21 protein-coding genes, 1 tRNA gene, 1 pseudogene and 1 riboswitch are annotated in these 22490 nt (G+C 68.9%); of the genes and pseudogenes, 9 read left to right on the top strand and 14 right to left on the bottom strand.

The annotated features are described in order from the left end of the window. Nucleotides 1-207: a Fe-S cluster assembly protein IscX gene (iscX, locus tag VGK32_14670; protein HEY3383013.1), complete on the top strand. Its 207-nt coding sequence runs from the start codon at nucleotides 1-3 to the stop codon at nucleotides 205-207. 69 nt (nucleotides 208-276) lie between these two features. Beyond that, complete coding sequence (locus VGK32_14665; GenBank protein HEY3383012.1) at nucleotides 277-687, top strand: hypothetical protein; 411 nt, start codon at nucleotides 277-279, stop codon at nucleotides 685-687. On the opposite strand, the gene VGK32_14660 is transcribed toward VGK32_14665, so the two are convergent. The 4 genes from VGK32_14660 to VGK32_14645 all read right to left on the bottom strand — a co-directional run bounded on the left by VGK32_14660 (nucleotide 659) and on the right by VGK32_14645 (nucleotide 5800). Continuing rightward, nucleotides 659-1456, bottom strand: a complete 798-nt coding sequence (locus tag VGK32_14660) for an ABC transporter substrate-binding protein (GenBank protein ID HEY3383011.1) — start codon at nucleotides 1454-1456, stop codon at nucleotides 659-661. The genes VGK32_14665 and VGK32_14660 overlap by 29 nt on opposite strands. 189 nt (nucleotides 1457-1645) lie before the next feature. Beyond that, nucleotides 1646-2647, bottom strand: coding sequence for an iron ABC transporter permease (locus tag VGK32_14655; protein HEY3383010.1), 1002 nt, complete (start codon nucleotides 2645-2647; stop codon nucleotides 1646-1648). 20 nt (nucleotides 2648-2667) lie between these two features. Next, nucleotides 2668-3414: an ABC transporter ATP-binding protein gene (locus VGK32_14650; GenBank protein ID HEY3383009.1), complete on the bottom strand. Its 747-nt coding sequence runs from the start codon at nucleotides 3412-3414 to the stop codon at nucleotides 2668-2670. Nucleotides 3415-3598: 184 nt separating this feature from the next. Further along, the gene (locus tag VGK32_14645; protein HEY3383008.1) at nucleotides 3599-5800 is read right to left on the bottom strand and encodes a TonB-dependent receptor; all 2202 of its coding nucleotides are present in this window, start codon (nucleotides 5798-5800) and stop codon (nucleotides 3599-3601) included. 302 nt (nucleotides 5801-6102) lie between these two features. Beyond that, nucleotides 6103-6311: riboswitch (cobalamin riboswitch) on the bottom strand. Nucleotides 6312-6427: 116 nt separating this feature from the next. Between VGK32_14645 and VGK32_14640 the strand changes: the two genes are divergently transcribed. Then, complete coding sequence (locus VGK32_14640; GenBank protein ID HEY3383007.1) at nucleotides 6428-7027, top strand: superoxide dismutase; 600 nt, start codon at nucleotides 6428-6430, stop codon at nucleotides 7025-7027. 110 nt (nucleotides 7028-7137) lie between these two features. Here the strand turns inward: VGK32_14640 and VGK32_14635 are convergent. The 4 genes and pseudogenes from VGK32_14635 to VGK32_14620 all read right to left on the bottom strand — a co-directional run bounded on the left by VGK32_14635 (nucleotide 7138) and on the right by VGK32_14620 (nucleotide 9377). Then, a pseudogene (locus VGK32_14635) lies at nucleotides 7138-7470 on the bottom strand (redoxin domain-containing protein). 12 nt (nucleotides 7471-7482) lie between these two features. After that, nucleotides 7483-7623 (bottom strand): hypothetical protein, encoded by a 141-nt coding sequence (locus VGK32_14630; protein ID HEY3383006.1) that lies wholly within the window; start codon nucleotides 7621-7623, stop codon nucleotides 7483-7485. Nucleotides 7624-7650: 27 nt separating this feature from the next. Further along, nucleotides 7651-8859: a gephyrin-like molybdotransferase Glp gene (gene glp / locus VGK32_14625; protein HEY3383005.1), complete on the bottom strand. Its 1209-nt coding sequence runs from the start codon at nucleotides 8857-8859 to the stop codon at nucleotides 7651-7653. 14 nt (nucleotides 8860-8873) lie between these two features. Continuing rightward, a complete protein-coding gene (locus VGK32_14620) occupies nucleotides 8874-9377 on the bottom strand; it encodes a MogA/MoaB family molybdenum cofactor biosynthesis protein (GenBank protein ID HEY3383004.1) in 504 nt (167 codons plus the stop codon). 189 nt (nucleotides 9378-9566) lie between these two features. Here VGK32_14620 and VGK32_14615 point away from each other — a divergent pair, with 189 nt between their 5' ends. From VGK32_14615 to VGK32_14590, 6 genes are all read left to right on the top strand, one after another. Continuing rightward, nucleotides 9567-10211: a TetR/AcrR family transcriptional regulator gene (locus tag VGK32_14615; protein ID HEY3383003.1), complete on the top strand. Its 645-nt coding sequence runs from the start codon at nucleotides 9567-9569 to the stop codon at nucleotides 10209-10211. Then, a complete protein-coding gene (locus tag VGK32_14610) occupies nucleotides 10208-10912 on the top strand; it encodes an ABC transporter ATP-binding protein (protein HEY3383002.1) in 705 nt (234 codons plus the stop codon). Before VGK32_14615 ends, VGK32_14610 begins: the two co-directional genes overlap by 4 nt. Next, a complete protein-coding gene (locus VGK32_14605) occupies nucleotides 10909-13317 on the top strand; it encodes an FtsX-like permease family protein (protein ID HEY3383001.1) in 2409 nt (802 codons plus the stop codon). The genes VGK32_14610 and VGK32_14605 overlap by 4 nt, the downstream gene beginning before the upstream one ends. Nucleotides 13318-13416: 99 nt before the next feature. Then, nucleotides 13417-14640 carry an HlyD family efflux transporter periplasmic adaptor subunit gene (locus tag VGK32_14600; GenBank protein HEY3383000.1) on the top strand — a complete coding sequence of 408 codons (1224 nt, stop codon included), beginning with the start codon at nucleotides 13417-13419 and terminating at the stop codon, nucleotides 14638-14640. An 88-nt stretch (nucleotides 14641-14728) separates the two neighbouring features. Continuing rightward, nucleotides 14729-16564 (top strand): glycoside hydrolase family 3 N-terminal domain-containing protein, encoded by a 1836-nt coding sequence (locus VGK32_14595; protein ID HEY3382999.1) that lies wholly within the window; start codon nucleotides 14729-14731, stop codon nucleotides 16562-16564. 223 nt (nucleotides 16565-16787) lie between these two features. Further along, a tRNA-Arg gene (locus VGK32_14590) sits at nucleotides 16788-16864 on the top strand. A gap of 89 nt (nucleotides 16865-16953) precedes the next feature. Here the strand turns inward: VGK32_14590 and VGK32_14585 are convergent. The 6 genes from VGK32_14585 to VGK32_14560 form a co-directional block, all read right to left on the bottom strand. Further along, complete coding sequence (locus VGK32_14585; protein ID HEY3382998.1) at nucleotides 16954-18225, bottom strand: site-specific integrase; 1272 nt, start codon at nucleotides 18223-18225, stop codon at nucleotides 16954-16956. A gap of 63 nt (nucleotides 18226-18288) precedes the next feature. After that, nucleotides 18289-18552 carry a helix-turn-helix domain-containing protein gene (locus VGK32_14580; protein ID HEY3382997.1) on the bottom strand — a complete coding sequence of 88 codons (264 nt, stop codon included), beginning with the start codon at nucleotides 18550-18552 and terminating at the stop codon, nucleotides 18289-18291. After that, the gene (locus VGK32_14575; GenBank protein HEY3382996.1) at nucleotides 18512-19183 is read right to left on the bottom strand and encodes a hypothetical protein; all 672 of its coding nucleotides are present in this window, start codon (nucleotides 19181-19183) and stop codon (nucleotides 18512-18514) included. The genes VGK32_14580 and VGK32_14575 overlap by 41 nt, the downstream gene beginning before the upstream one ends. Then, nucleotides 19180-20136 (bottom strand): hypothetical protein, encoded by a 957-nt coding sequence (locus VGK32_14570; protein ID HEY3382995.1) that lies wholly within the window; start codon nucleotides 20134-20136, stop codon nucleotides 19180-19182. The genes VGK32_14575 and VGK32_14570 overlap by 4 nt, the downstream gene beginning before the upstream one ends. Nucleotides 20137-20268: 132 nt before the next feature. After that, nucleotides 20269-21054, bottom strand: coding sequence for a hypothetical protein (locus VGK32_14565; GenBank protein ID HEY3382994.1), 786 nt, complete (start codon nucleotides 21052-21054; stop codon nucleotides 20269-20271). Then, nucleotides 21041-22105, bottom strand: a complete 1065-nt coding sequence (locus VGK32_14560) for a type IV toxin-antitoxin system AbiEi family antitoxin (protein HEY3382993.1) — start codon at nucleotides 22103-22105, stop codon at nucleotides 21041-21043. Before VGK32_14560 ends, VGK32_14565 begins: the two co-directional genes overlap by 14 nt. Between the last annotated feature and the right edge of the window lie 385 nt (nucleotides 22106-22490).

Raw genomic sequence — 22490 nt, 5'->3', positions numbered from 1 at the left:
ATGACCTGGACCGACGCAGAAGAAATCGGGATCGCGTTGACCGAGCTGCACCCCACCGTGGACCCTTTGTCCGTGCGGTTCACCGAGCTGCGCGAATGGGTGACACAGCTCCCCGGGTTCAACGAAGACGAGACCGGCTCGACCGAAGGCCGCCTGGAAGCGATTCAGATGGCATGGTACGATGAGTGGAAGGACGCGCAGCCGTAGCGCTGGTTCTCTGATGCGCGAGTGGGGCCGGCAAGGCCAAACCCCCGGGGCTGGCGTCGTAATGGGGCGATGACCATGCGAGCGTTCGCTGCGATGCCACTCATCGGCGCGCTGTTGCTCGCGACACCGGTCGCCGCGCACGAGCCGCCTCCCGCGACCGATGCGCGCGCGCAGCAGCCGTCGATGGCGCCGCCGGCCTCCGAACCACCCGCCGCCGATCTGGGCGTCTCCCTCAGCCGAATCCGCAAGCAGCTCCGGGAGTCTCCGGCGACAGCGCCCAAGGGGGCGCTTCGATACGACTTCCACGTTGACGTCATGGGCAAGGAACCGTCGGTCGATTTCTTTAAGAACTTCGACCTCCGGACCAAGGGCGACGTCCCCTATGGCAGCCCCACGCACCAGGAAATCATCAACGCCGTGACTCCCTACGGTTTCCGCACCTACGGCGGATTCAACGTCCTCGGCCGGAAGAAGAAGTAGCGCTCGGGGCCGCGATCGCCCTGGCGATTTCCTCGGCGGCGTCCACGACGCGCGGGCCGGGGATCACGAACTGGTCGCCCATCAACAACACCACGCGGCCGCTGCGAACGGCGGGGATTGCCGGCAGCTCGTTCCAGACGAGGCGTTCGCGGGCGAGTTGGTCGGGTGTCAGACCCTGGCCGTAGTGCAGCTCGATGATGAGGTCGGGTGAGGCGGCGAGAATCGTCTCGGTGCTCGCGCGCAGCGATTCGCGCTTCTGGTCCGCCAGGACGTTGTCGCCGCCGCCGAGTTCGACCAGGTCGCTGAGGAAGCCCGGGCCGCCGCTGGCGTCGATGCCTCGCAGGGCGCCCGGCTCCCGGCCGAACACGAGGAGCGTCCGAGGTCGCGCCTTCCCCACAACCGCCCTCCTGATGGCCTCGAGACGCGATTCAATCGCCGTCGCCACCTCTTCGGCGCGGGCGCGGCCACCCACGGCGTTCCCGAGACGCCGGATCGTCGCGGTCACGTTGCCGAGGCCACCCAGGACGTAGGAAAACGTGCGGATGCCGGCGCGGTCGAGCTGGGCCTGCAGATCCGACTGCGTGCCGTAGACCACGACCAGGTCCGGCCGCAAGCCGATGATCCGCTCGACATCGGGATCGAGCAGGGCGCCCACCTTCGTGAGCTTCCCCACTTCAGGCGGCCACTTGTCGAAGCTGCCGACCGCGATGACGCGCGGACCGGCGCCGATGGCGAAGAGCATCTCGGTGACGGCGGGCACGATGGACACGATGCGCTGGGGCGTGTGCCCGGTCTCGGAGTGTGGTGGCCGGAGGTGGCTCGGCGATTCGCGCGAGCAGGCCGCCTGCCCGAGCGCGAACGCGAGGACGCAGCAGAGAAGACCCGCCAGTGGGCGACCGCGTGGCGATACTGTGCGCGACGATGCGGCGCCGGAGTGCGTCGAGGGGGACATGTTCCGCTAGGCCTTTCGAATGAGCAGCCAGAGAAAGAACGGGCCGCCAATCATCGCGGTGAGCACCCCGACCGGCAACTCCATCGGAGCCAGCAGCGTGCGGGCCGCCACATCGCACGACACCAGGAATGCGGCGCCGAACAGCGCCGATGCCGGCAGCACGATGCGATGGTCGGACCCGACGAGCAACCTGACCAGGTGCGGCACGATGATGCCGATGAAGCCCACGGGCCCGCCGAGCGAGACGGCCGCGCCCGTCGCGAGCGATGCGCTGAAGAAGGCGAGGCGCTGCGTGCGGAGGACGTCCACGCCGCGGGCCGACGCGGCGTCGGCGCCGAGCGTCAGCAGGTTCAACGATCGCGGCAGCCACGCAAACGCCCCGAACGCGATGACCATGAAGGGCAACGCCGCCACGATCGGCCCGTAGCCGGCGACGTCGAGATCTCCCAGGAGCCACCTGACGGTACGGAATGTCTGCGTGAAATCGGCGAGGTACTGGACGAAGAGAATGAGCGACGAGAAGAACGAATTCAGCGTGATGCCCGCCAGCAGCAGCACGCTCGTCGAGAGGCCCTGCCGCCGCGCCGTCGCGAGGAAGTAGACGACGGCGACCGCGCCAATCGCGCCCGCGAAGCTCGCGATGGGAACCGTCGTGACGCCCGCGAACGCGAGCGCCACCGGGAAGGTGATGGCGAGCATCGCGCCCAGGGCCGCGCCGGCGGACACGCCGAGCGTGAACGGCGTGGCGAGTGGGTTCCGAAGCAGCGCCTGGAACACGACGCCGGCAGCAGCCAGCGCGGCGCCCACGAGCGCCGCAGCCAGCGTCCTCGGCAGCCGCGCGATGAAGAATATCTGCGCGTCGGCGTTGTCGTGGAACGGCAGGCCGCGGTCGAAGACGCGGCGCAGCGACACAGGCGTCGAGCCGACAAGCGGCGCCAGCAGGCAGGCTGCCGCCGCGATCACGCCGAACACCAACACGGTGAGTATGACTCGTCGGCGAAGCGTCACAAGGTCTCGATTGGCGGGCATCACCGTGACCGCGGGTGTTCGTGTCCGCGGCTGCGCCCGATGGGCACGACAGTCAGATGGCCGGCACCGGCATGGTACTGCACGTCGGCCTCGACGTCGTACAGCGCGCGAATGCTGTCGCGCGTCAGCACCTGCCCGGTCGGGCCGGCGGCCAGCACGCGGCCCTCGCGCAGCAGCACCAGTTCCTTGCACAATCCGGCAGCCAGGTTCAGATCGTGCGTCGCCACCACCATCGTCGCGCCGCGTTCGGTGTTCAGGCGGCGGAGGAGCGTGGCAATCTCGATCTGGAAGCCGGGGTCGAGCGCGGCGGTGGGTTCGTCGAGCAGCAACAGGCCGGCGGCTTGCGCCAGCGCGCCGGCAATCACGACGCGCTGCTTCTCGCCGCCGCTCAGCGTGCCGAACATCCGATCCTCGAGGGCGCGCGTGCCGGTATCGGCCAGCGCCTGTCGCGCGATCGCCAGATCGACGTCGCTCTCGAGCTCGAACGCACCGAGATGAGGAAACCGCCCCATCAGGACGATTTCGATCACGGTGTAGTCGAACGACAGCCGCGTCTCCTGCGGAACGACAGCCATCTGTCGCGCAAGGGCACGCCGCGAGACGGTCGAGATGTCGCGCCCGTCGAGGGTGACCCGGCCGGCCGACGGCCGCAGCATGCCACCGAGCACCCGCAGCAGCGTGGTCTTTCCCGAACCGTTGGGACCGAGAATCCCCACGAGCGCGCCGCGTGCGATTTGCACCGACACCTCATGCAGCCCGGCAAGTCGCTCGTGATTCAACACAGAGCATGCGGAGTTCGCAGGGACGGCGGTCGTGGTCCGCAGGTCTCCACCGCTGCCGGTCTTTGTCTCTGCGGTCTCTGCGTGCTCTGTGTCGATCCTCCGTGAGGGGCTTTTTCCCCCGCGACCTGCGCCGTAGACGATGGAGACGTTATCGGCCTGCAGCAACCCTCACCCCGATTGTCGCGTTGCGCCCGAGCGCCGGGAAGCCAAACGTCTCCTCGTAGCGGCGATCGAGCAGGTTCCCGACGCGGCCGAACAGTTCGACGACCTGCCCGACGCGCCAGGTCAGACCCGCGTCCACCACGGTGTAGCCAGGATTGTCGAACAGGCCGCCGTATGTGCCGTACGAGGGCTCGACGTCGAGCGTGCGGCCGCGGCCGCCCACGCGGGCGAACGCCGTCGCCTTCCCGCGCGTCATAGTGAGGTCGAACGACGCCAGGTGCCTGGGTCGCCGCAACAGCGGGTCGCCAGCCTTGAAGGGCGGAGGCGCCGTGCCGAGGCGATCGACCGCGAGGATCTCCGTGTCGAGGAACGTGTAGCTGGCCCTTGCCGCCAGACCCCACCGCGCCCGCATCGCCGCCGACAGTTCCGCCCCGCGCGACTGCGCATTGGAGATGTTGTCGGTACGGTACCGGCTGGCGTCCTTCAGCGCCGGTCCGATCGCCACAATCAGATCGTCGTACCGGTTGAAGAACACCGTGGCGCCGACGACGAGCGTCTCGCCGAGGAAGGCATGGTCCGCACCGCCTTCGACGCTGCGGCTGCGCTCCGGCTTCAGCCCCGGATTGTCGGTGAACGCAATCTCGAGCGCGTCGGGCGCACGCATGCCGGTACCGGCCGCTGCGTGCAGGCGCAGCCATCCCCGCGGCCCGGCCAGGCCCGGCAGGAACAGCGCCGCCGACATGCGCGGATTCACCGACACGCGGGTATCGGTGTCGAAGGCAGGTCGCGGTGCGTACGGATCGGGATTGCTGCCCAGCCGATCGCGTTGCACCTGTTCAGCCCGCACGCCGGCGGTCAGCGTGAGCCGCGACGACGGTTGAATTCGCGCTTCGGCAAAACCGCCGATCACGCGTCGACGAATCGGAACCGGCCCCGTGCTGCCGGCGGTGATGAACGTGCTCGTCGCCTGCTCGCGCTGCAGCTCGACGCCGGCCGAGAGCCCGAGCGCGCCCGAAAGGTCCACGTCGGTCTGCGTCCGCACACCCAGCCGGCTCGTCGTCGAGGCCGACAGGCCGTAGCTGCTGGCGAAATCGCTGTGCAGGTCGAGGTAGTTGAGGCTCGACGTCTGCCGGATGTGACGCGAGCCACTCGAGATCGGCTGCAGCCACCTGGCGCCGTACTGCCAGGTCGTCGTGGCGCCGCGCGACATCCGGTCCACGCTGGTGTAGGCGTCGATCGGATTCGATCCGAAGGGCCCCGGGAATCCGCGGTCGCCCGACGTGACGGTGAAGGTGCCGCGCACGTCGGAGCCGCCCGGCGCATGCCAGCCGCCACTGAGCGACGCGTGCTTCATGAGGAAGTCGTCGTTCGACACCGTCTCGCCCGTAGCCGGGGCGATCCCGGTGAAGCCGTCGCTCGACAGCCGCTCGGCGGACCCGCCCCAGTTCCAGGCGCCGCGCGATCCCCAGCTGCCGGCAGTCAGCCGCGTCGTCCTGAGAGAGCCCGATTCGATCGAGCCCTCGACGCGCGGCGACCCGCCTCGGCGCGTGATGACCTGCACCACCGCGCCCATCGCATCCGCACCGAACAGCGCGCTCTCCGGCCCGCGCACGACCTCGATCCGCTCCACGTCAGCGGCGGACAGCGCGGAGAAGTCGTAGCCGCCGCCGAACGCGTTGGCCTTGATGCCGTCCACGAGCACGAGCGTGAAGTCCGATTCGCCGCCGCGTGGGAACACCGACGTCACGCCTCCGCGGCCGCCGTTGCGCGAGATGGAGAGGCCCGGAACCGCGCGCATCGCGTCGGCGACGGTTTCGGCCTGCAGCGCACGCAACTCGCGGGCGGACACGATCGACACCGAATCGGCCGCGCGCGCGAGCGGCAGTTCGACCTGCGCCGCCGAGACCACGACCGACTCCGACACGGCGCTCACGTGCAATCGCACCGGCACGTCCGCGTCGCGTCCGGCATCCACCGCGACGGCCACCGGATCCGCGCGGAAGCCATCCGCCGACACGCGAAGCTCGTACTGTCCGGCTGGCACGCGCTCGATCCGGAACCGGCCGACCGCGTCCGACAGCACCGCGCTGGCGACCGCCGCATGGCCGACGAGGATGACGCGGGCGCCGCGCACGCGGCTGCCGTCCGGATCCGTGACGACACCTTGCACGCCTCCCGGGGCCGACATCGCGGGCTCCGGGTTTCGCGCCCCGGGCGCTGGATGCTGGGTGCTGGCCGCCGGGCTCTGGACCCGGGGCTCCGGCGTGGGCGATGCAGCGAGGGCCGCTACCGCGGAACCTGAAATGACGGTAATGACGACGAGGGTGAATGTGAGAAGAGACAGGCGGATAGAGCGGATCGAGACACGAGCCTTCAGCATGATGCTGTCCTTCGGCGTCTTTCGCGCCGATCTCCATCGTCCTGACGCCCGAATGGTGATCGGGCCGGACTTGCAGGGGCACAACACAGTGCAACCCTGCCGAGGAGATTGTTGGGACGTGCCGGGCGGCCAGGTTTCCTGACTCGCGGATCCGCGCCGAACGCTGCCGTCTTCCCATGCCGTGAGCGGCACAGTGACGGGATCTCACGGGAGATCCTCTGCGGCGTTCGCTCCCCGCTTACAGTGGCGTGACCGTGTGGGACTTGCACCCACTTCGCTTGGACGCCGGCGAACCGTCAGTTGCGGCGCCAGTATAACACGCGGCCCCGGACTCGAAGCTCGGGTGAGACGATGTCTTGCTCTTCCGTTCTCCACTTGGTACCATCGATCCATCCACAACAGCACAACCGCAGCCACTCCAAGGAGGAAACCCCCGTGGCGCATGAATTGCCCCCACTCCCGTACGCGTATACCGCGCTCGAACCGCACATCGACGAACAGACGATGCGGATCCATCACGACAAGCATCACGGTGCGTATGTCACCAACCTGAACGCCGCGCTGGAGAAACACCCCGAGCTGCAGCAGAAGTCGGCCGAAGACCTGCTGCGCCACCTCAACGCGGTCCCTGAGGCCATCCGCACCGCCGTTCGCAACAATGGCGGCGGCCACGTCAATCACACGATGTTCTGGGAAATCATGAAGCCGGGCGGCGGTCGCCTGGGCGGCCCGCTCCTCGGCGGGATCAACAGCGCGTTCGGGAGCCTCGACACGTTCAAGGAACAGTTTGCGAAGGCGGCGATGGGCCGTTTTGGCAGCGGCTGGGCGTGGCTGGTCCAGGCGGCCGACGGGACGCTCTCGATCGACAGCACGGCGAACCAGGACAACCCGCTGATGGACGGGAAGTGGCCGGTCTTCGGCCTCGACGTGTGGGAGCACGCGTACTACCTGAAGTATCAGAACCGCCGGGCAGACTATGTCGCCGCCTGGTGGAACGTGCTCAACTGGGACATCGTGGCCAGCCGCCTCAAGTAAAGGACGGAAAGACGGGAAGGCGGAAAGGCGGGTTACAACCAGACACCGAGGCCGCAGAGGACGCCGAGACCATCCGGATTCTCATTCTGCGGCTTCGGTTTCGCCGCGCGCTACAAGAGCAACAGCGCGATCTGTTCCACGATCTCCTCATGCGTCGGGAATTCGGTCTGCCACGACGCCACGAAACTGAAACGGATGACCCCCTCGCGGTCGATCAGGAAGAGGGCCGGTCGGGCGATGTTCCACGCATCGAATCCCACCGGGTGCCACACGCCGTACGCCTTCACCGTGTCGCGCGAGTCGTCCACCAGGATGTCGAACGGCAGGCCGTGGTCCTCGATGTACCGCTTCACCTTGGCGGATCGCTGCGCAACGACGGCAGCAACCTGCACGCCGAGCGACAGGTATTCCAGGGAGTGGTGTGCCAGTTCACCGAACTGGCGGCGACAGTTCGGTCACCAGGTGCCCCGGTGGAACGCCAGCAGCACCGAGCCGAGCATGCAGTAGTCGGCCAGCGTCTTCATCGTCCCGTGCTGCGACGGGAGCGAGAACGGCGGTGCGGGCGTGCCGGGCACGAGAGTGGGATGACGGGGCATGGTCGAAGATGCGTGTCGGTTTCCGGTTCAGAAGAGCACGACGTCCACCATCTCGCCCTTTTCTACGATATCCGTCTGCGCGGGAATCTCGATGTAGCCGTCGGCCTGCGACATGCTGGTGATGTCGCCCGATGCCTTGAACGCGGGCATCGCCTGGCCGTCCACGATGCGCACGGTATAGAACTGGTGGCGGCCCGTCGTCGAGACGACGCGCTGGCCGAGCGGCAGGCGCAGCGAGCGCGGGGCCTGATCGGGCAGGCGCGCCAGGCGGCGAAGCACCGGAACCAGCAGCATGTAGCCGTTCGACAGGCAGGACGTCGGGTAGCCGGGCATGCCGAGGACCGGCGTGCCGTCGATGAGGCCGAACAGTGTCGGCTTGCCGGGTTTCACCGCGATGCCGTGGAACACGATCTCGCCCCGCGCCGCGATGGCATCGAGGATGAGGTCGCGCTCGCCGACCGAGCTGCCGCCGGAGAAGATGATGAGGTCTTCGGAGAGACACGCGTCGAGCGCGTGGTCGAGATCGTCCAGCGTGTCGGCCGAGGTCGGATGGGGCACCGGCACCGCGCCATGCTCGATGATGATGGCGCCGAGCGTGAAACGGTTGATGTCGTAGATCTGGCCCGGCGCGAGCGGGCGTCCCGGTTGGACGATCTCGTTGCCCGTCGACAGGATCGCGACGCGCGGCCGCGCGAAGACCTCCACCGAATCGAAGCCCAGTGCGGCGATGGCGCCGACGCGGCTCGACGTGAGGTACTCACCGGGCGCGAGGATGGTCTGCCCCGCGCGGATGTCGGCGCCCTGGCGCCCGACGTTCTGCCCAGGGTAGACCGGGCTGAAGATGCGCACCTGCCCCGACTCGTCCTTCTCGGTCTCCTCGACCATCACGACGGCGTTCGCGCCCTCCGGCATCGGCGCGCCGGTGGCGATCTCGATGCACGTGCCGGGCGAGACGGCACGCGTCGGCATCTGGCCCGTATAGACCTTCTCGACCGCGCGCAGCACCTTCGCGTCGAACTGCCCCGCGCCGAAGGTGTCCTCGGCGAGAACCGCGAACCCGTCCATCGCCGCTCGGGCGAACGGCGGCACGTCCTGGCCGGCCACGATCTCGCGGGCGACGACCCGGCCTGCTGCTTCGTCGAGCGGGACGCGCTCGGTCCGCGTGATCGGCCTGGCCGCCTGGCGCATCAGCGCGCGCGCCTCCTCGAGCGGAATCGTCTCGCGAATCGGTCGCATGGAAGTCTTCGACATCACCGCGACGCTTCTCTCACCAAGTGGCCCAGTTCCGGCAGGACGAGCTTGGTCATGGCCAGTCGCACGGCATTCTCGGAGCCGGGCAGCGAGATGATCACCTTCTTCCTGGCCAGCCCCGCGCACGCACGGCTGAGCATGGCGGCCGATCCGATCTCCTGGAAGCTCAGCATCCGGAACAACTCGCCGAAGCCGTCGAGTCGCTTCTCGAGCAGCGCGTCGATGGCCTCGAAGGTCGTGTCGCGCGAGGTGATGCCGGTTCCGCCCGTCGTGATGACCGCCTGCACGCCCGGGTTGGCGAGTTGGTCCTCGATCGCCGCGCGCACCTGGTCCGGCTCGTCGTGTACGATCTTCCGCCCCGCCACCTGGTGGCCGCCCGCCCACAACAGGTCGAAGATCGCGCGTCCGCTGGCGTCGGTCGCCTCCGTCCGCGTATCGCTGATCGTCAGGATGTAGCAGTTCGCCACGGCGGGCGACTGCGCCTTGTGCTCGAGATGTCCCATAGGGAAATCATACCAGCTTGCCCTGCGAAGTCCCGAGCGAGCCCGGTCGACCCGTTCCGGGGCGGGACGAGGGGAGGCGGACAGGCAGACAGGCGGCCGGGCAGTCCGGCGAACGTTCTTGACACCGGTCCCGGATGCTGGGTTACCATCTGGTTAGACCGGCCGGTCTAATGTCCTGAGGCATCACCCATGCCCCGTCCACGCTTCTCGAAGCTCCCGTCCGACCGCCAGCTCGAAATCCTCGAGCGCGCCGCCGAGGAGTTTGCCGCGCACGGCTACTCCCACGCCTCGCTCAACCACATCATCACAGCCCTCGGCCTGAACAAGGGGGTCTTCTACTACTACTTCGACTCGAAGGCCGACCTGTTCGCCGCCGTCATCGAGATGATCTGGGAGACCACCGTCGCCCTCGGCGACGTAAATGTCGCCGCGCTCGACGAGCAGACGTTCTGGCCGGCCGTCCGCCGGCTGCTGCAGCGCAGTCACGCCCAGTTCGGCGAGAAGCCGTGGCTGGCCGGCGTGGCCAGGCTCCTGCTCCAGCCCGAGCGGGGCACGGGGATCGACCCTGCGATCGCCGAACAGATCGCACGCGGCCATACCTGGGCGCGCACGCTCCTCGCGCGCGGTCAGGCCCTCGGCATCGTGCGCACCGACCTCTCGCTCGACCTCCTGCTCGACGTCGTGACGACGGCCGACCAGGCGGCCGACCGCTGGCTGCTCGCCAACTGGGAGGTGCTCGCCCAGCGCGAGCGCGAGGCCGCCAGCGAGCGCACCGTGGACCTCTGGCGCCGGATCGTGGCACCGTCCGGCACCAGGCCGGAGATACGGCCATGACGCCGGTCTTCGAGGTCCGGGGCCTCACGAAGGTCTACCGGATGGGCGAGGTCGAAGTGCACGCGCTGCGGGGCGTGGACCTCGACGTGGACGAGGGACGCTTCGTCGTCATCCTCGGCCACTCGGGCAGCGGCAAGTCCACGCTGCTGAACATCCTCGGCGGCCTCGACCTGCCGACGAGCGGCGAGGTCCGCTACCGCGGCCAGGCGCTGACGATGGCCGACGAGCGGGCGATGACGGCGTTTCGCCGGCACCGGGTGGGGTTCGTGTTCCAGTTCTACAACCTCATCCCCAGCCTCACCGCGCGGGAGAACGTGGACCTCGTGACGGAGATCTCCGACGACCCGCTGCCCTCGGACGACGCGCTCGCGCTGATGGGACTGCGGGAGCGTCTCGACCACTTCCCCTCGCAGCTCTCGGGCGGCGAGCAGCAGCGCGTCGCGATCGCCCGCGCCATTGCGAAGCGGCCCGATGTCCTCCTGTGCGATGAGCCCACCGGGGCGCTGGACATTTCGACCGGCGTCGTCGTCCTCGAGGCGCTGGCGCGCGTGAACGACGAACTCGGGACGACCGTCGCGGTCATTACGCACAACGCGGCCATTGCAGCGATGGCGCACCGGGTCGTGACGCTGGCCGACGGCCGGATCGTGGACGACCACGCGAACGAGAGGCGCGCCGGCGCGAGGGAGATCCACTGGTGAGGCGGGCAGGAGAGCGTCCGCCGGCGGTTCGGAGGGGGCTGACCGCCCTCGACCGGAAGCTGCTCCGCGACGTGTGGGGGTCGCGTGGGCAGGCGCTGGCCATCGCGCTCGTCATCTCGGCGGGCATCGCCATCTTCGTGTCGATGTACTCGACTTTCGACTCGCTCGACCTCTCGCTCCGCACCTACTACGACCGCTACCGGTTTGCCGACGTCTTCGTCTCGCTGTCGCGGGCACCGCTGTCGCTCGTCCCCGAGATCGAGGCGATCCCGGGCGTCGCGCAGGTGGAAACGCGCGTGGTCGTGGACGTCACGCTCGACGTGCCAGGGATGACGGAACCCGCCACGGCACGCATCACGTCGATCCCGGCCGATCGTCGCCCTGCGGTGTGCGACGTCTTTCTCCGATCGGGCCGATACCTGGAGCCCGGCCGACCGGATGAGGTGCTCGCGATCGAGTCGTTTGCCCGGGCCCACCATCTCGGGCCGGGCGACTCGATCGGTGCGGTGATCAACGGACGCCGCCGCGAGCTGCGGATCGTCGGCCTCGTGCTGTCGCCGGAGTACATCTACCCGATCCGCCCGGGCGAGCTGCTGCCGGACGAATCGCGCTTCGCCGTGCTGTGGATGGAGCGGCGCGCCCTCGCGTCCGCGTTCCAGATGGAGGGCGCGTTCAACAACGTCGTCTTGAAGCTGATGCACCACGCGCCGGAGCGCGAGGTCTTGGCGCGGATCGACCGGCTGATTGGCGCGTCGTACGGCGGCGTCGGCGCCGTGCCGCGGTCGCTCCAGCCCTCGCACTGGTACCTGGCGAACGAGTTGAGCCAGCTCGAGGTGTCGGGCGCGCTCGTGCCGGTGATCTTCCTCGGCGTCGCCGCCTTCCTGCTGAACGTCGTGCTGTCGCGCATCGTTGCGGTCCAGCGCGCGCAGATTGCGGCCATCAAGGCGCTCGGGTACGGGAACGCTGCCATCGCCGCGCACTACGTGAAGTGGAGCCTCGTCGTGGCCGTTGCCGGGGCGATTGGGGGCGTCGCCCTGGGCGCGTGGCTCGGTTCGGCGCTGACGCGGATCTACACGCAGTTCTTCCACTTCCCGGTGTTGCTCTACCGGTTGAACACGCAGGTCGCGGTGGCGGGCGGGGTCATCGCCGTCGTCGCGGCCGTGGCGGGTGCCGTCGCCGCGGTGCGCCGCGCCGTCCGCCTGCCTCCGGCCGAGGCGATGCGGCCGGAGCCGCCGGCGCGGTTCTCCGAGAGCTGGGCCGAACGCGCGGGGGCGAAACGGCTGCTGTCGCAGCCGGCGCGGATCATCCTCCGCACGCTGCAGCGCCACCCGGCCCGCGTGGCCGCCTCGGTGGTCGGCATCGCGCTGGCCGGGTCGCTGCTCGTCGTCGGCAACTTCTCGATGGACGCGGTGGACGTGATGATGCGGACGCAGTTCGACGTCGCGCAGCGGTACGACGTGATGGTGACGCTCGTCGAGCCCACGTCGGCCGGCGCGACCGACGAGTTCGGCCGCCTGCCAGGCGTCATGGACGCCGAGCCGTTCCGCGCCGTGGCGGCGCGCCTGCAGTCGGGCCCGCGGACGCGCAACGTGGCGGTGCTGGGCGTGCTGTCGGGCGGCCGGCTCAATCGCGTCGTGGACGCGTCGCGCGGCCCGACGGAGCTGCCGGCGGACGGCCTGGTGCTGTCGGCGAAGCTCGCCGAGTTGCTGGGCGTTTCACGCGGTGACCCCGTGGCGATCGAGCTGCTCGAAGGGCCGCGTGCCATCCGGCAGGTGCCAGTGACGGATCTCGTCGAGGAATACATGGGCACCAACGCCTACATGTCGCTCGACGCCCTCCACCGGCTGATGCGGGAGGACGGAACCGTGTCAGGGGCGTACCTGCAGGTCGACCGGCGCGAGGCCGCGGCGCTCTACCGCCGGCTGAAGGCGACGCCGCGCGTGGCCGGCGTGATGCTGAAGCGGGCGGCGATCGACAGCTTCCAGGCCACGCTGGCCGACATGATGCGCAAGGTCCAGGTGGTCTACGTCCTGTTCGCGAGCATCATCGCCTTCGGCGTCGTCTACAACACGGTGCGCATCTCGCTGTCGGAGCGGAGCCGCGAGCTGGCCACGCTGCGCGTCATCGGGTTCACGCGCGCCGAGGTGTCGTACATCCTGCTCGGCGAGCTGGCGCTGGTGTCGCTGGCGGCTGTGCCGCTGGGGCTGCTCACGGGGTACGGGATGGCCGCTGCGCTCGTGAAGGCGATGGACACGGAGATGTGGCGCATGCCGCTCGTCGTCGGGCCCGGCACCTATGCGCTCGCCGGGACGACGATCCTGACGGCGACCGCGATCTCGGCGCTGGTCGTACGCCGGCAACTCGACCGGTTGGACCTGGTCGAGGTCCTGAAGACCCGCGAGTGATGCGCCGCCGGACGTCGGCGGCCGTCACGCGGAATCGCAACTGAGCACGGAACGAAGAGAACGCAGCGCGGGCATCGGAGAACGTGGAGCGGGGTTCCCATGAAGACGGCAACGAGGCGGCGTGTGGCGTTCTGGGGAGTCATCGGCGCGGTGATCGTGGGCGCGCTCGCGGTGGCGATGATGCCGCGGGCCGTCCCGGTGGACTTCGCGGCGGTGACCCGCGGTCGGCTGACGGTGACGCTGGACCACGAGGGCAAGACCCGCGTGCGGGACCGCTACGTGGTGTCGGCGCCAGTGGCGGGGCGCGTCCGGCGGATCGAGTTGCGCCCGGGGGATCGCGTCGTCGCGAACCGGACCGTGATCGCCACGTTCCTGCCCGGCGCGCCCCCGCTGCTCGACGCACGAAGCCGGGCCGGGGCCGAGGCGAGGGTGAGCGAGGCCGGGGCCGTGCTGCAGCAGGCGCGTGCGCAGCGGGAGCAGGCCCGTGTGCAGAGCGAGCACGCGGCCGTCGAGCGCAACCGCGCGAAGAGTCTCGCCGAGTTCGGACTGATGACCGTCGAGGCGAGGCAGACCGTGGACGCGGCTTCGGCCGCCAGCCAGCGGGCGCTCGAAGCGGCCGACGCGGGGGTCGAGGCGGCCGAGCACGAGGTGGAGGCCGCGCGCGCCGTGCTCGTCGAGTCCGGCGGACCGGGCGGGTCTGCCGCCGGCGGCCGGCCGGTGCTCACGCTTCGATCGCCAATCGACGGCGTCGTCTTGTCGAGGCTGCAGGAGAGCGAGGCGGTGGTGGCGCAGGGCGCGCCCCTCGTCGAGGTGGGTGACACCGCGGCCATCGAGGTGATCGCCGACTTCCTGTCCACCGACGCGGTGAGGATCAAGCCGCGGATGTCGGCGCTCATCGACCAGTGGGGCGGCAGCGAACCGCTCCGGGCGATCGTGGGGCGCGTCGAGCCCTCGGCTTTCGTGAAGGTCTCGGCGCTCGGCGTGGAGGAGCAGCGCGTGCTCGTGGTGATCGACCTCGAGGATCCCCGCGCCGCGTCGCAGGCGCTCGGAGACGGCTACCGGGTGGAGGCGCGCGTCGTCGTGTGGGAGCGGCCCGACGTCGTGCTTGCGCCGACGAGCAGCCTGTTTCGCCGCGCCGAGGGGTGGGCCGTGTACGTCGATGCCGGCGGGCTCGCCCGCATCCGGTCGGTGACCGTGGGCCAGCGGAACGGGACCTCGGCCGAGATCCTCTCCGGCCTCCGGCCCGGCGACCGTGTCGTCGTCTATCCACCCGACAGCCTCGGCGACGGCGCGCGCATCACCGCGCGGGCCGGCGGCGCGTGACCCGGAACTTCGCCCCGGGGCTCCCGCCGGCGGCGTCCGAGACGTTCCACTTCCCACGCGCATCGGCTCGGTATTACGATTGCTGCCCATGAACCACCGCCGATCCGTCGTCGCACTCATACCGGTCCTCATCGTCCTCTCCATGGCCGCCCTGCTCGTGGCGGCCGCGCCGCCCAGGCCGCCGCTCGACAAGCTGTCCGAGAAATGGGTGCAGGACACGCTCAAGAAGATGACGCTCGACGAGAAGGTGGGCCAGTTGCTCTCGCCGTCGATCGACGCGATGTTCACGAGCACCGACACGGACACCTACGAGCGCAAGCTGCACCTGGTGCGCGACCTGCACGTGGGAGCCATTCACGTGTTCGCCGGATGGGAGGCGATGCCGGCGGCGCTGCTCAATCCGAACTACGCCGGCGGCAGCGTGGGCCGGAAGGGGGAACCGCTCGCCGCGGCGACGTTCTTCAACCGGCTCCAGCAGGCCTCGACCATTCCGCTGCTGACGTCGGCGGATTTCGAGGGTGGGGCAGGCTACATCATGAACGGCGCGACGCGGCTGCCGCGGGCGATGGCGATCGGTGCGACCGGCGATCCTCGACTCGCCTTCAAGGCCGGGCAGTTGACCGCGATCGAAGGCCGGGCGATGGGCGTCCTCGTGGACTTCTACCCGGTGTTCGACGTCAACAACAACCCGCGCAATCCGATCATCAACATCCGTTCGTTCGGCGAAGACCCCGCTTTCGTGGCGAAGATGGGCGTCGCGTACATGCAGGGCATCCAGGCCGGCGGCATGCTGGCCACCGCGAAGCACTTCCCGGGCCATGGCGACACCAGCGTGGACACGCATATCGGGCTCGCGAAGATCGATCATCCGCGCGAGCACCTCGACGCGGTCGAATTGCTGCCGTTCAAGGCGGCCGTCGACGCGGGGATCGACGCGTTCATGTCCACGCACATCATCCTGCCGGCGCTCGATCCGGAACCGGGCATCCCGGCCACGCTCAGCCGGCCGATCCTCACCGGCCTGCTGCGCGGCGAGATGAAGTTCGACGGCCTGATCTACACCGACTCGATGTCGATGTGGGCCATCTCCAGGAACTTCGGCAACGACAGGGCGGCGGCGATGGCGGTGAAGGCGGGCGTCGATGTCGTCCTCCATTCGCCAGACGATGATGCGGCGTTCAAGGGGATCAAGGCGGCCGTGGAGTCGGGAGAGATCGGGCGGGCGCAGGTGGACGCGTCGGTCGAACGGATCCTGCGCGCGAAGGCGCGGATCGGGCTCCACAAGTCGCGGACCGTCGATCCGATGGGCGTCGAGACGAAGGTCGGCGGTCGCGCGCACGAGGCCGTGAACGCGGAGATCTGCGAGCGAGCGCTGACGCTGGTGAAGGACGACCGGGGCCAGGTGCCGCTCAAGGCCGCGAAGGACGCGCGGATCCTGTACCTGTCGATCGTGGACTACCCGAGCGGCTGGCGCGAGGGTGTGCCGAGCCGCGCGTTCATCCCGGCGCTCAAGCAGCGGTGGCCGAACGTCACCGCCGTGGAAATCTCCGACCACACGACGGCGTCCGAACTCGACATGGTGCGGGTGCTGGCGAAGCAGGCTGACGCGGTCGTCGCGTCAGTGTTCGTGCGCATCGCGTCCTACAGCGGGCGGATGGACCTGTCGCAGCAGGCCGTGTCGCTTCTGGAGTCGGTGGCGAACGATCAGCAGAAGCCGTTCGTGACCGTGATCTTCGGCAACCCGTACACCGCGATGGCCCTGCAGAAGCTCCCGGCGCAGCTTCTGACCTACGAGTTCTCCGACGCGATGGAGACGGCGGCGGTGCGCGCGCTGGCGGGCGAGATTGCGATTGGCGGCAAGCTCCCGATCGCGATGCCGGGGCTGTTCCCCGTCGGCCACGGCCTGGCGCGGCCGGCGAAGTAGGCGTTGTCGGAGTGGCCGCGGGCCCTGTCCGAGCGTCGTGGGCGCCCAGCCCGCGGATTTCCCGCCTGAGCCGGTTGGCCGCGGCGAGGCCGGGCGCGCTCGCGGCTATCCACCTGGCTGCGGCGATTCGACGGGCGCTCAGAGTTGAGCCGTCGGCGTGCCCGTGCTAAGATCTCAAGTTCCTGACCGGGCCGCGCGCCTGCGCGACCCGGGAGCCCACGACGCGCCCTTAGCTCAGTTGGATAGAGCGTCTGGCTACGAACCAGGAGGTCGCAGGTTCGAGTCCTGCAGGGCGCGCCACTTTCCCACCGGCCGACTGACAAACGACTGACAATCTGCGGCGGCTCGAAGTGGTCCTGGGACTCGTGTCTGCGTCCTGGCCGTGCGACCTATTGGCCGACCGCCTGCTCCGCGGTGGTCTCACCGTGGCTCGACTGCCCGGCGAGGCGGAGTTGGCGGCGGCGCTCCCAGACGCCCGTCATGGACTTGCGCAGCTCCTCGTCCGTGATGTTGAGGTATCGCTGCGTCTGCTTGATGTCGGCGTGGCCGAGCATCAGCTGAATCGTGCGGATGTCGACGCCGTCGGCCAGTAGTCGGCAGGCGCCTTCATGGCGCAGGTCGTGCCAGTGAAGGTCGATCTGCCTGAGCTTCTCGCGGTCCACGCGCACACCGTGCGCGGTCCGCTTCGAGTCGTGGCCGTTCGCCAGCATGAGCACCGTCTCCCAGGCCGTCTTGAAGCTCTCCTGGAACTCGCCCAACTCGCCGCCGAAGACGTAGGCGGCCGGCCCGAGTTCCTTCCGTCGCTTGAGAATCGGGGCGAGGCGCCCCTGCGGGTCGAACGGGATCCGCCGATTCTCCATGTCCTTCGCGTGCGCGCCCGGGATGGCAATCTGATGCTGGTCCCAGTCCACGTGTCGGTTCTGGATGCGCAGCATCTCTCCCTGGCGGCAGCACGTTTCGAGGGCCCCGATGATCCGGTCGTGCATCGACGAGCCGACCCAGCGATGTTCCCAGGCGTTCATCGCCAGGGCCGCGTCGAGCAGCGCCTTCTCTTCGGCAGGTCCCACGCGCCGATCGCGCTTGGTTTCCTCCTTCGTCCTGATGGTCACGCCGAACCGGTGGAACGGCGAGTTCGCGAGGTACGGCGGGTTCTGGAAGCGGCCCCAGTTGATGGCCGCCCGAAGCGTGCCGAGCGCCCGGTTCACCGTGGCGACGGACCGCCCTTCGCGGTAGGCGGCCTTGAACCGCAGGATCTCGCTCACCTTCTCGAGCGTCGTCACCGCCTGGTTGCCCAGCACCGCCTTGATCGCGGTGAGCTGGCTCCTGATCGTGACAGCGTCCCGGAGGCCCTCGGCCTCGACGTACTCCTTGAAGTAGCGGTCGAGGAAGTCGTCCACTGTTAGGCTCTCGCCGACCGACCCCGGCACCGGCGCAATTCTCGGATCGCGCCCCGCCATGATCTCGCCAACGAACTTCGGCTCCCACACACGCTCGGCTGCCTGCTTGGAGGTCACCGGTTCCTTCGCGCCTCGCAGGGACGCGAAGTCGTCGACGCGCATGCGCCAGCGCTTACCCTGGCACATCACGTCGAACCACCAGGGGTGGTCGCATCGCGGGCTGCCCCGGCAGCCCTTCGGCTTGCAGATCTTTCGCACGGTCATCGTTCCTCTCCTTCCTGCGTCAGGCAGAGCAGGCGGCCAATCCGCCGTCACGCCGGCGCTCCTCTACGAGATTCTCGTCGGCGCGCCTCGCCCGATCCAGTCCTCGACGTCAGCCGGGCGAAAACGCCAGCTCCGAACGCCGAACCGCTGTCGCTTGAGCTGGCCGCACAGGTACGCGCGGCGCACGCTCTCCTCGTGACAACCGACGAGTTCGGCCACTTCGAAGGCGGTCAGGAGCTTGCCTGGCCGGCCGTCGGACGTGCTCGCGCGGTCGCTCACCGAGGGCTCACGAAGCGTCTCCGTCTCGCGATACGAGGTCTCTGTCATGGTCGCCTCCACGGTCCGGGGCGCGGCATTCGAGGCCGCGCCGGTCAACATGACGGGTGGCGAGCCGGTTGCTGCCGGAGACGTCGCTGGCGTGTCTTGCGGGCGGCATCTTCCGGCCGGCTCGACGGACGTGGAAGCGAACGGGACCTGTGGTCGACGCGCTGCCGTCCGACGTGAAGCGCTCCGGCGGTGTGCTGCTTGGCAGCGCGCACCGACGGGGCGCTCGAGCGTGATATAGACGTCGGGCGCGGGCGGATGCCGTCGCCAACCTGGTCACCTCCGGAGCGCTGATCACGGCGTCGAGAACGACCAACCGCGGCGCCACGGCGTTCGCCGGCACCGGCCTCCGGAACCGGCTATGAGGTTCGCCGATCGCCTCGTAGAGACCACGGTGCTGCACGTGGTAGACGAGGGCGCGGTTGTGCGCCGACGGGCACGCCGACGCGAACCCGCGAGCGACGAGGCGTCCGAAGAACCGGTTCACCTTGTGCCCATAGGCCACGCCTGCAAAGACCGCGTACTGCCGGGGCAGGCAGACGCCGGAGTGGGTCATCACGGCCACCAGGAACCCGGCCTGGCGCGTGGTGAAACCGAAGCGCTCCACGGCTTGAATCCGTTCGTTGGCGTTCATGACAACATCTCCTCGGCAAGGCGCGGATCGCGACCGCCGCCCCGCCCTCGTCCGCTTCCACGACCGGCTGATACCCGCGAGGACATGCCACCGTAGCTCGAGAATCCCGAGCGCGTAACCGCAGCCGCATGCGCCCCTCGGTAGTGTGGCGTCGTCACCTCCACATCCTCCTCGCGTGAGCGCCCGTCGATGTCCTCGTACTCGATGCGCACGTCGGGAAGGTGGACCTGTTCGTCGAAGTAGGGCAGGTGGTGATCGACGGCCCACGCGGCTATCTCGTCATCGTCCCGATCGGGGCGCCCGTCGCCGTCGGCACGGCCGCGATTCCGCTCCTGCAGGAAGCGCTGGTACTCCCGCTTGAGCTCGTAGTCGAGGACGACCCGGTGCAGCCGGCCGCCACGACTCGTCACGCGGTCCGCCGCCTCGCGGTACGCGCGATACACCTGGACGTCGTGCTCCAGTTCCCGCGGCTTCCGCACGCCCGCGTAGAACGCCTGGCGGGCTCCGCCGCCGCCTTCATTTGGCCAGCGCTGGGCCTCCAGGAGGTCCCGTCCTCGCTCAGTGAGCGTCACGGTCCGGTCGCCGTGACCGGGCCGGGCGACGGTGTCGATGAGGCCATTTTCGCGAAGATGGCGGAGGTCGGCGGAGCGGTGATCGCCGGCCCGTCCGAAGCTCACCTCGAGGTCGTGTGACGACACCACCCGGAACGCGCCGACGGTGGCCAGCACCCGGCTCTGATCACCGTTGAGCGTGTAGTCGCGGCCGCGAACGCGGACCGGCTCGCGGCGCGGGCCGCTCGGGAGATTGACGTGGCGGACGGCAATGTCACGCGGGTCGTCGGTCGCTCTCTCGGGGCCTCGCGCGGCGTGCTCGCCATGTCCGCCCCGACTCAGGCCGGGCCGTCGATCGTCACGGTCATGAGAGGTGAAATCGCGGGGATCGATCTCGTGCATAGGTCCCTCCACGACACCGAACGGGTTGTGCGGGGAGGGGCCCTGAGGGCGCCTCGAATGGCGTCGCTCGCGGCGTGGGAGTGGCTCCGGGCCGCAGGGACGAGGGGGCAACGCCGGCCGTGCCAGCGGGTTTCAAAGACCGGCTGACAAGCGGAACCAGCGGAAGAGCTCGAAGACCTCGATACGGTCCGCGTCTTCTATCAGGCCGGGACGATCTTCGCTGGCAACGAGTCCGACGATTGCCGCATCGGGGCTATCGAACCGGTCGAGCAATGGACGAACGGATAACGCGAGAGACGGCACGAAGGGGCGGGTGTCGAGGCCAAGCAGGCACGCCGGCGTGAACTCGAACGGGACGAGTTCGCCTCCATGCTCGAGGCCGTAGCGGGCGTCATCGTCCTCACGGTAGTGTCGCAGGCAATGGAACACGCTGGCGAGGTCTTTCCGCGCCTTCCGGTCCGCGTACGCGACGAGCTTCAGGAGCACGTAAAGGGCGACCGGGACCATCGGCACGACCAGTTCGGGACCGATCGGCACGTCAACGGCATTCGGCACCACCAACTCGAAACCCGCCAGGTTGAAAGTCACCTCGTCGCCCAACTCGAGGTGGCCATTGGGCGCCAGGGTCGCGCTGTAGGGAATCAGGTCGACCCATCCTCCAGCCCCGTGGGCGATACGGTATCGGCGCGGCGTAGGGCCGAACCCGAACTCCACGAGTTGTCGCTTGAGGCGGTCGAAGTCCTCGAGCGAGCCGACGATGATCGTGGCGTCCGCGTCGTTCGTTCGCCGCCGGGGCGCCGCTCCGAGCAGGACCTCCGGAACGAGCGCGCCGATGATGCAGAACCTGACCTGCAGCGCCCGAAGGCCCCGGGCCAGGTCCAAGAGAGCGGCGAGGACGATGGGGTCAACGCTCGTCATGGCCGATCACTCCCGGTAACAGCAGCTCCGCCGCCTCGAGGGCCTGTCCTGTGCCGCGGTAGCGCAATTCGGCATACGTCAGCAGGTCTGGCGCCACCGGGGGAACGTCGTGGTCCGCCGGTATTGCCGCTCGCACCGGAGGCTCGATGACCAGCAGATTCCCTCCGCGTGCCGTGGGCTGCGCCACCAGCCGCTTCAGCAGTTCGCGATCGTCGAACGCGGCAATCGGCGCGTAGATCTCGGTGTCTTCGGCGTGGAAGAAATGGGTCCGGCGCTCTGCGGCATCCGCCCCAGTCAACGCCCAGGGGACCCCGCGCTTCGCGAGTGTCTCTGCGAGCCGCGTCCAGATCTCAGGCTTCGTCTCGGCACGAACCTGGAAGCGCCGCTCGGTCAGCTTCGGCCGGAGGACCTCGACATAGGTCTGAACCCAGAGCGCGACGAGTTGTGGGCGGTCCGCAATCTGCCGCGCCTGCTTGGCTTCGACGAGCAGCCCACGTGCGATCAGGTCCTGGACGCAGGCGGCCACGGTGCCGAGGGCCACGCCGGCCCGCTCCGCGGTGTCGCGATACGGACGGCCGACGAGCTCTGGCTGAATCAGCCAGGTCAGCACGGCCTTCACCCAGCCTCTGTTCGGTCGCCCGCGCCGGGCGAGGGGCGTCTCCGCCAACTTCCGACCCTCGACGTGAATCAGCAAACCGGGGCCGGCCAGGTGTGCGTTGCCGGCGAGGTCGAGATAGTCGACGCCCGCGCGCTCCAGGACAGCGGCCTGGTGGGGACGCACCGCAGGCGCCAGGACGAGCAACTTGGCTCGGCGCTCGGCGGCCGGCAGCTCCGCTCTCCACCTCTCGAGCTGGTCGACGACGACGCGGACGTCCTGGTTGGGGAGGTGCCGCTTCTCTTCCAGGAGGTAGCGAATCGTTCCCCGAGGACCCTTCCACGTGAGCGCGGCATCGAAACGGCCCCTCCCCGCATGGAGTTGCTCGACGACACCGGTGTCGACTCCGGGTATCCAGGTGGCGAGCAGGGCGAAGTACGGCTCGAGGGGTGGCATGGCGGTTCTCTGGTGTTCGGATATTATGACATGTTCATAATTGTTGAACAACAACTATATACTGAACTTGCTGCGACCTCCTGGCGGGTTGCCAGGTCGTCGCAGGGACCCCCGTTTTGACTGACAAATGACTGACAATCCGCGGCGGCTCGAAGCATGCTCGGGTTGCCTCGGGTGTGAAAGAAGGCCCGTAAACATTGGGGCAGCGGCTTCCCGCTGCCCCCGGTTGCCTCCTTTCGAATTCCTACGAACCAGGAGGTCGTCCGCCTTCGCTCGCCGGGAGATCCATGCGAGCTACGGCGAGACCACGCCGCAGCGCGAAGCGCGGAGGCGGGCAGGTTCGAGTCCTGCCCTTCGACAAGCTCAGGGCACCCCGAGCCTGTCG

Source organism: Vicinamibacterales bacterium, assembly GCA_036504215.1.
Lineage (GTDB): Bacteria > Acidobacteriota > Vicinamibacteria > Vicinamibacterales > Fen-181 > FEN-299.
This window is presented reverse-complemented; position numbering and strand designations above follow the sequence as displayed.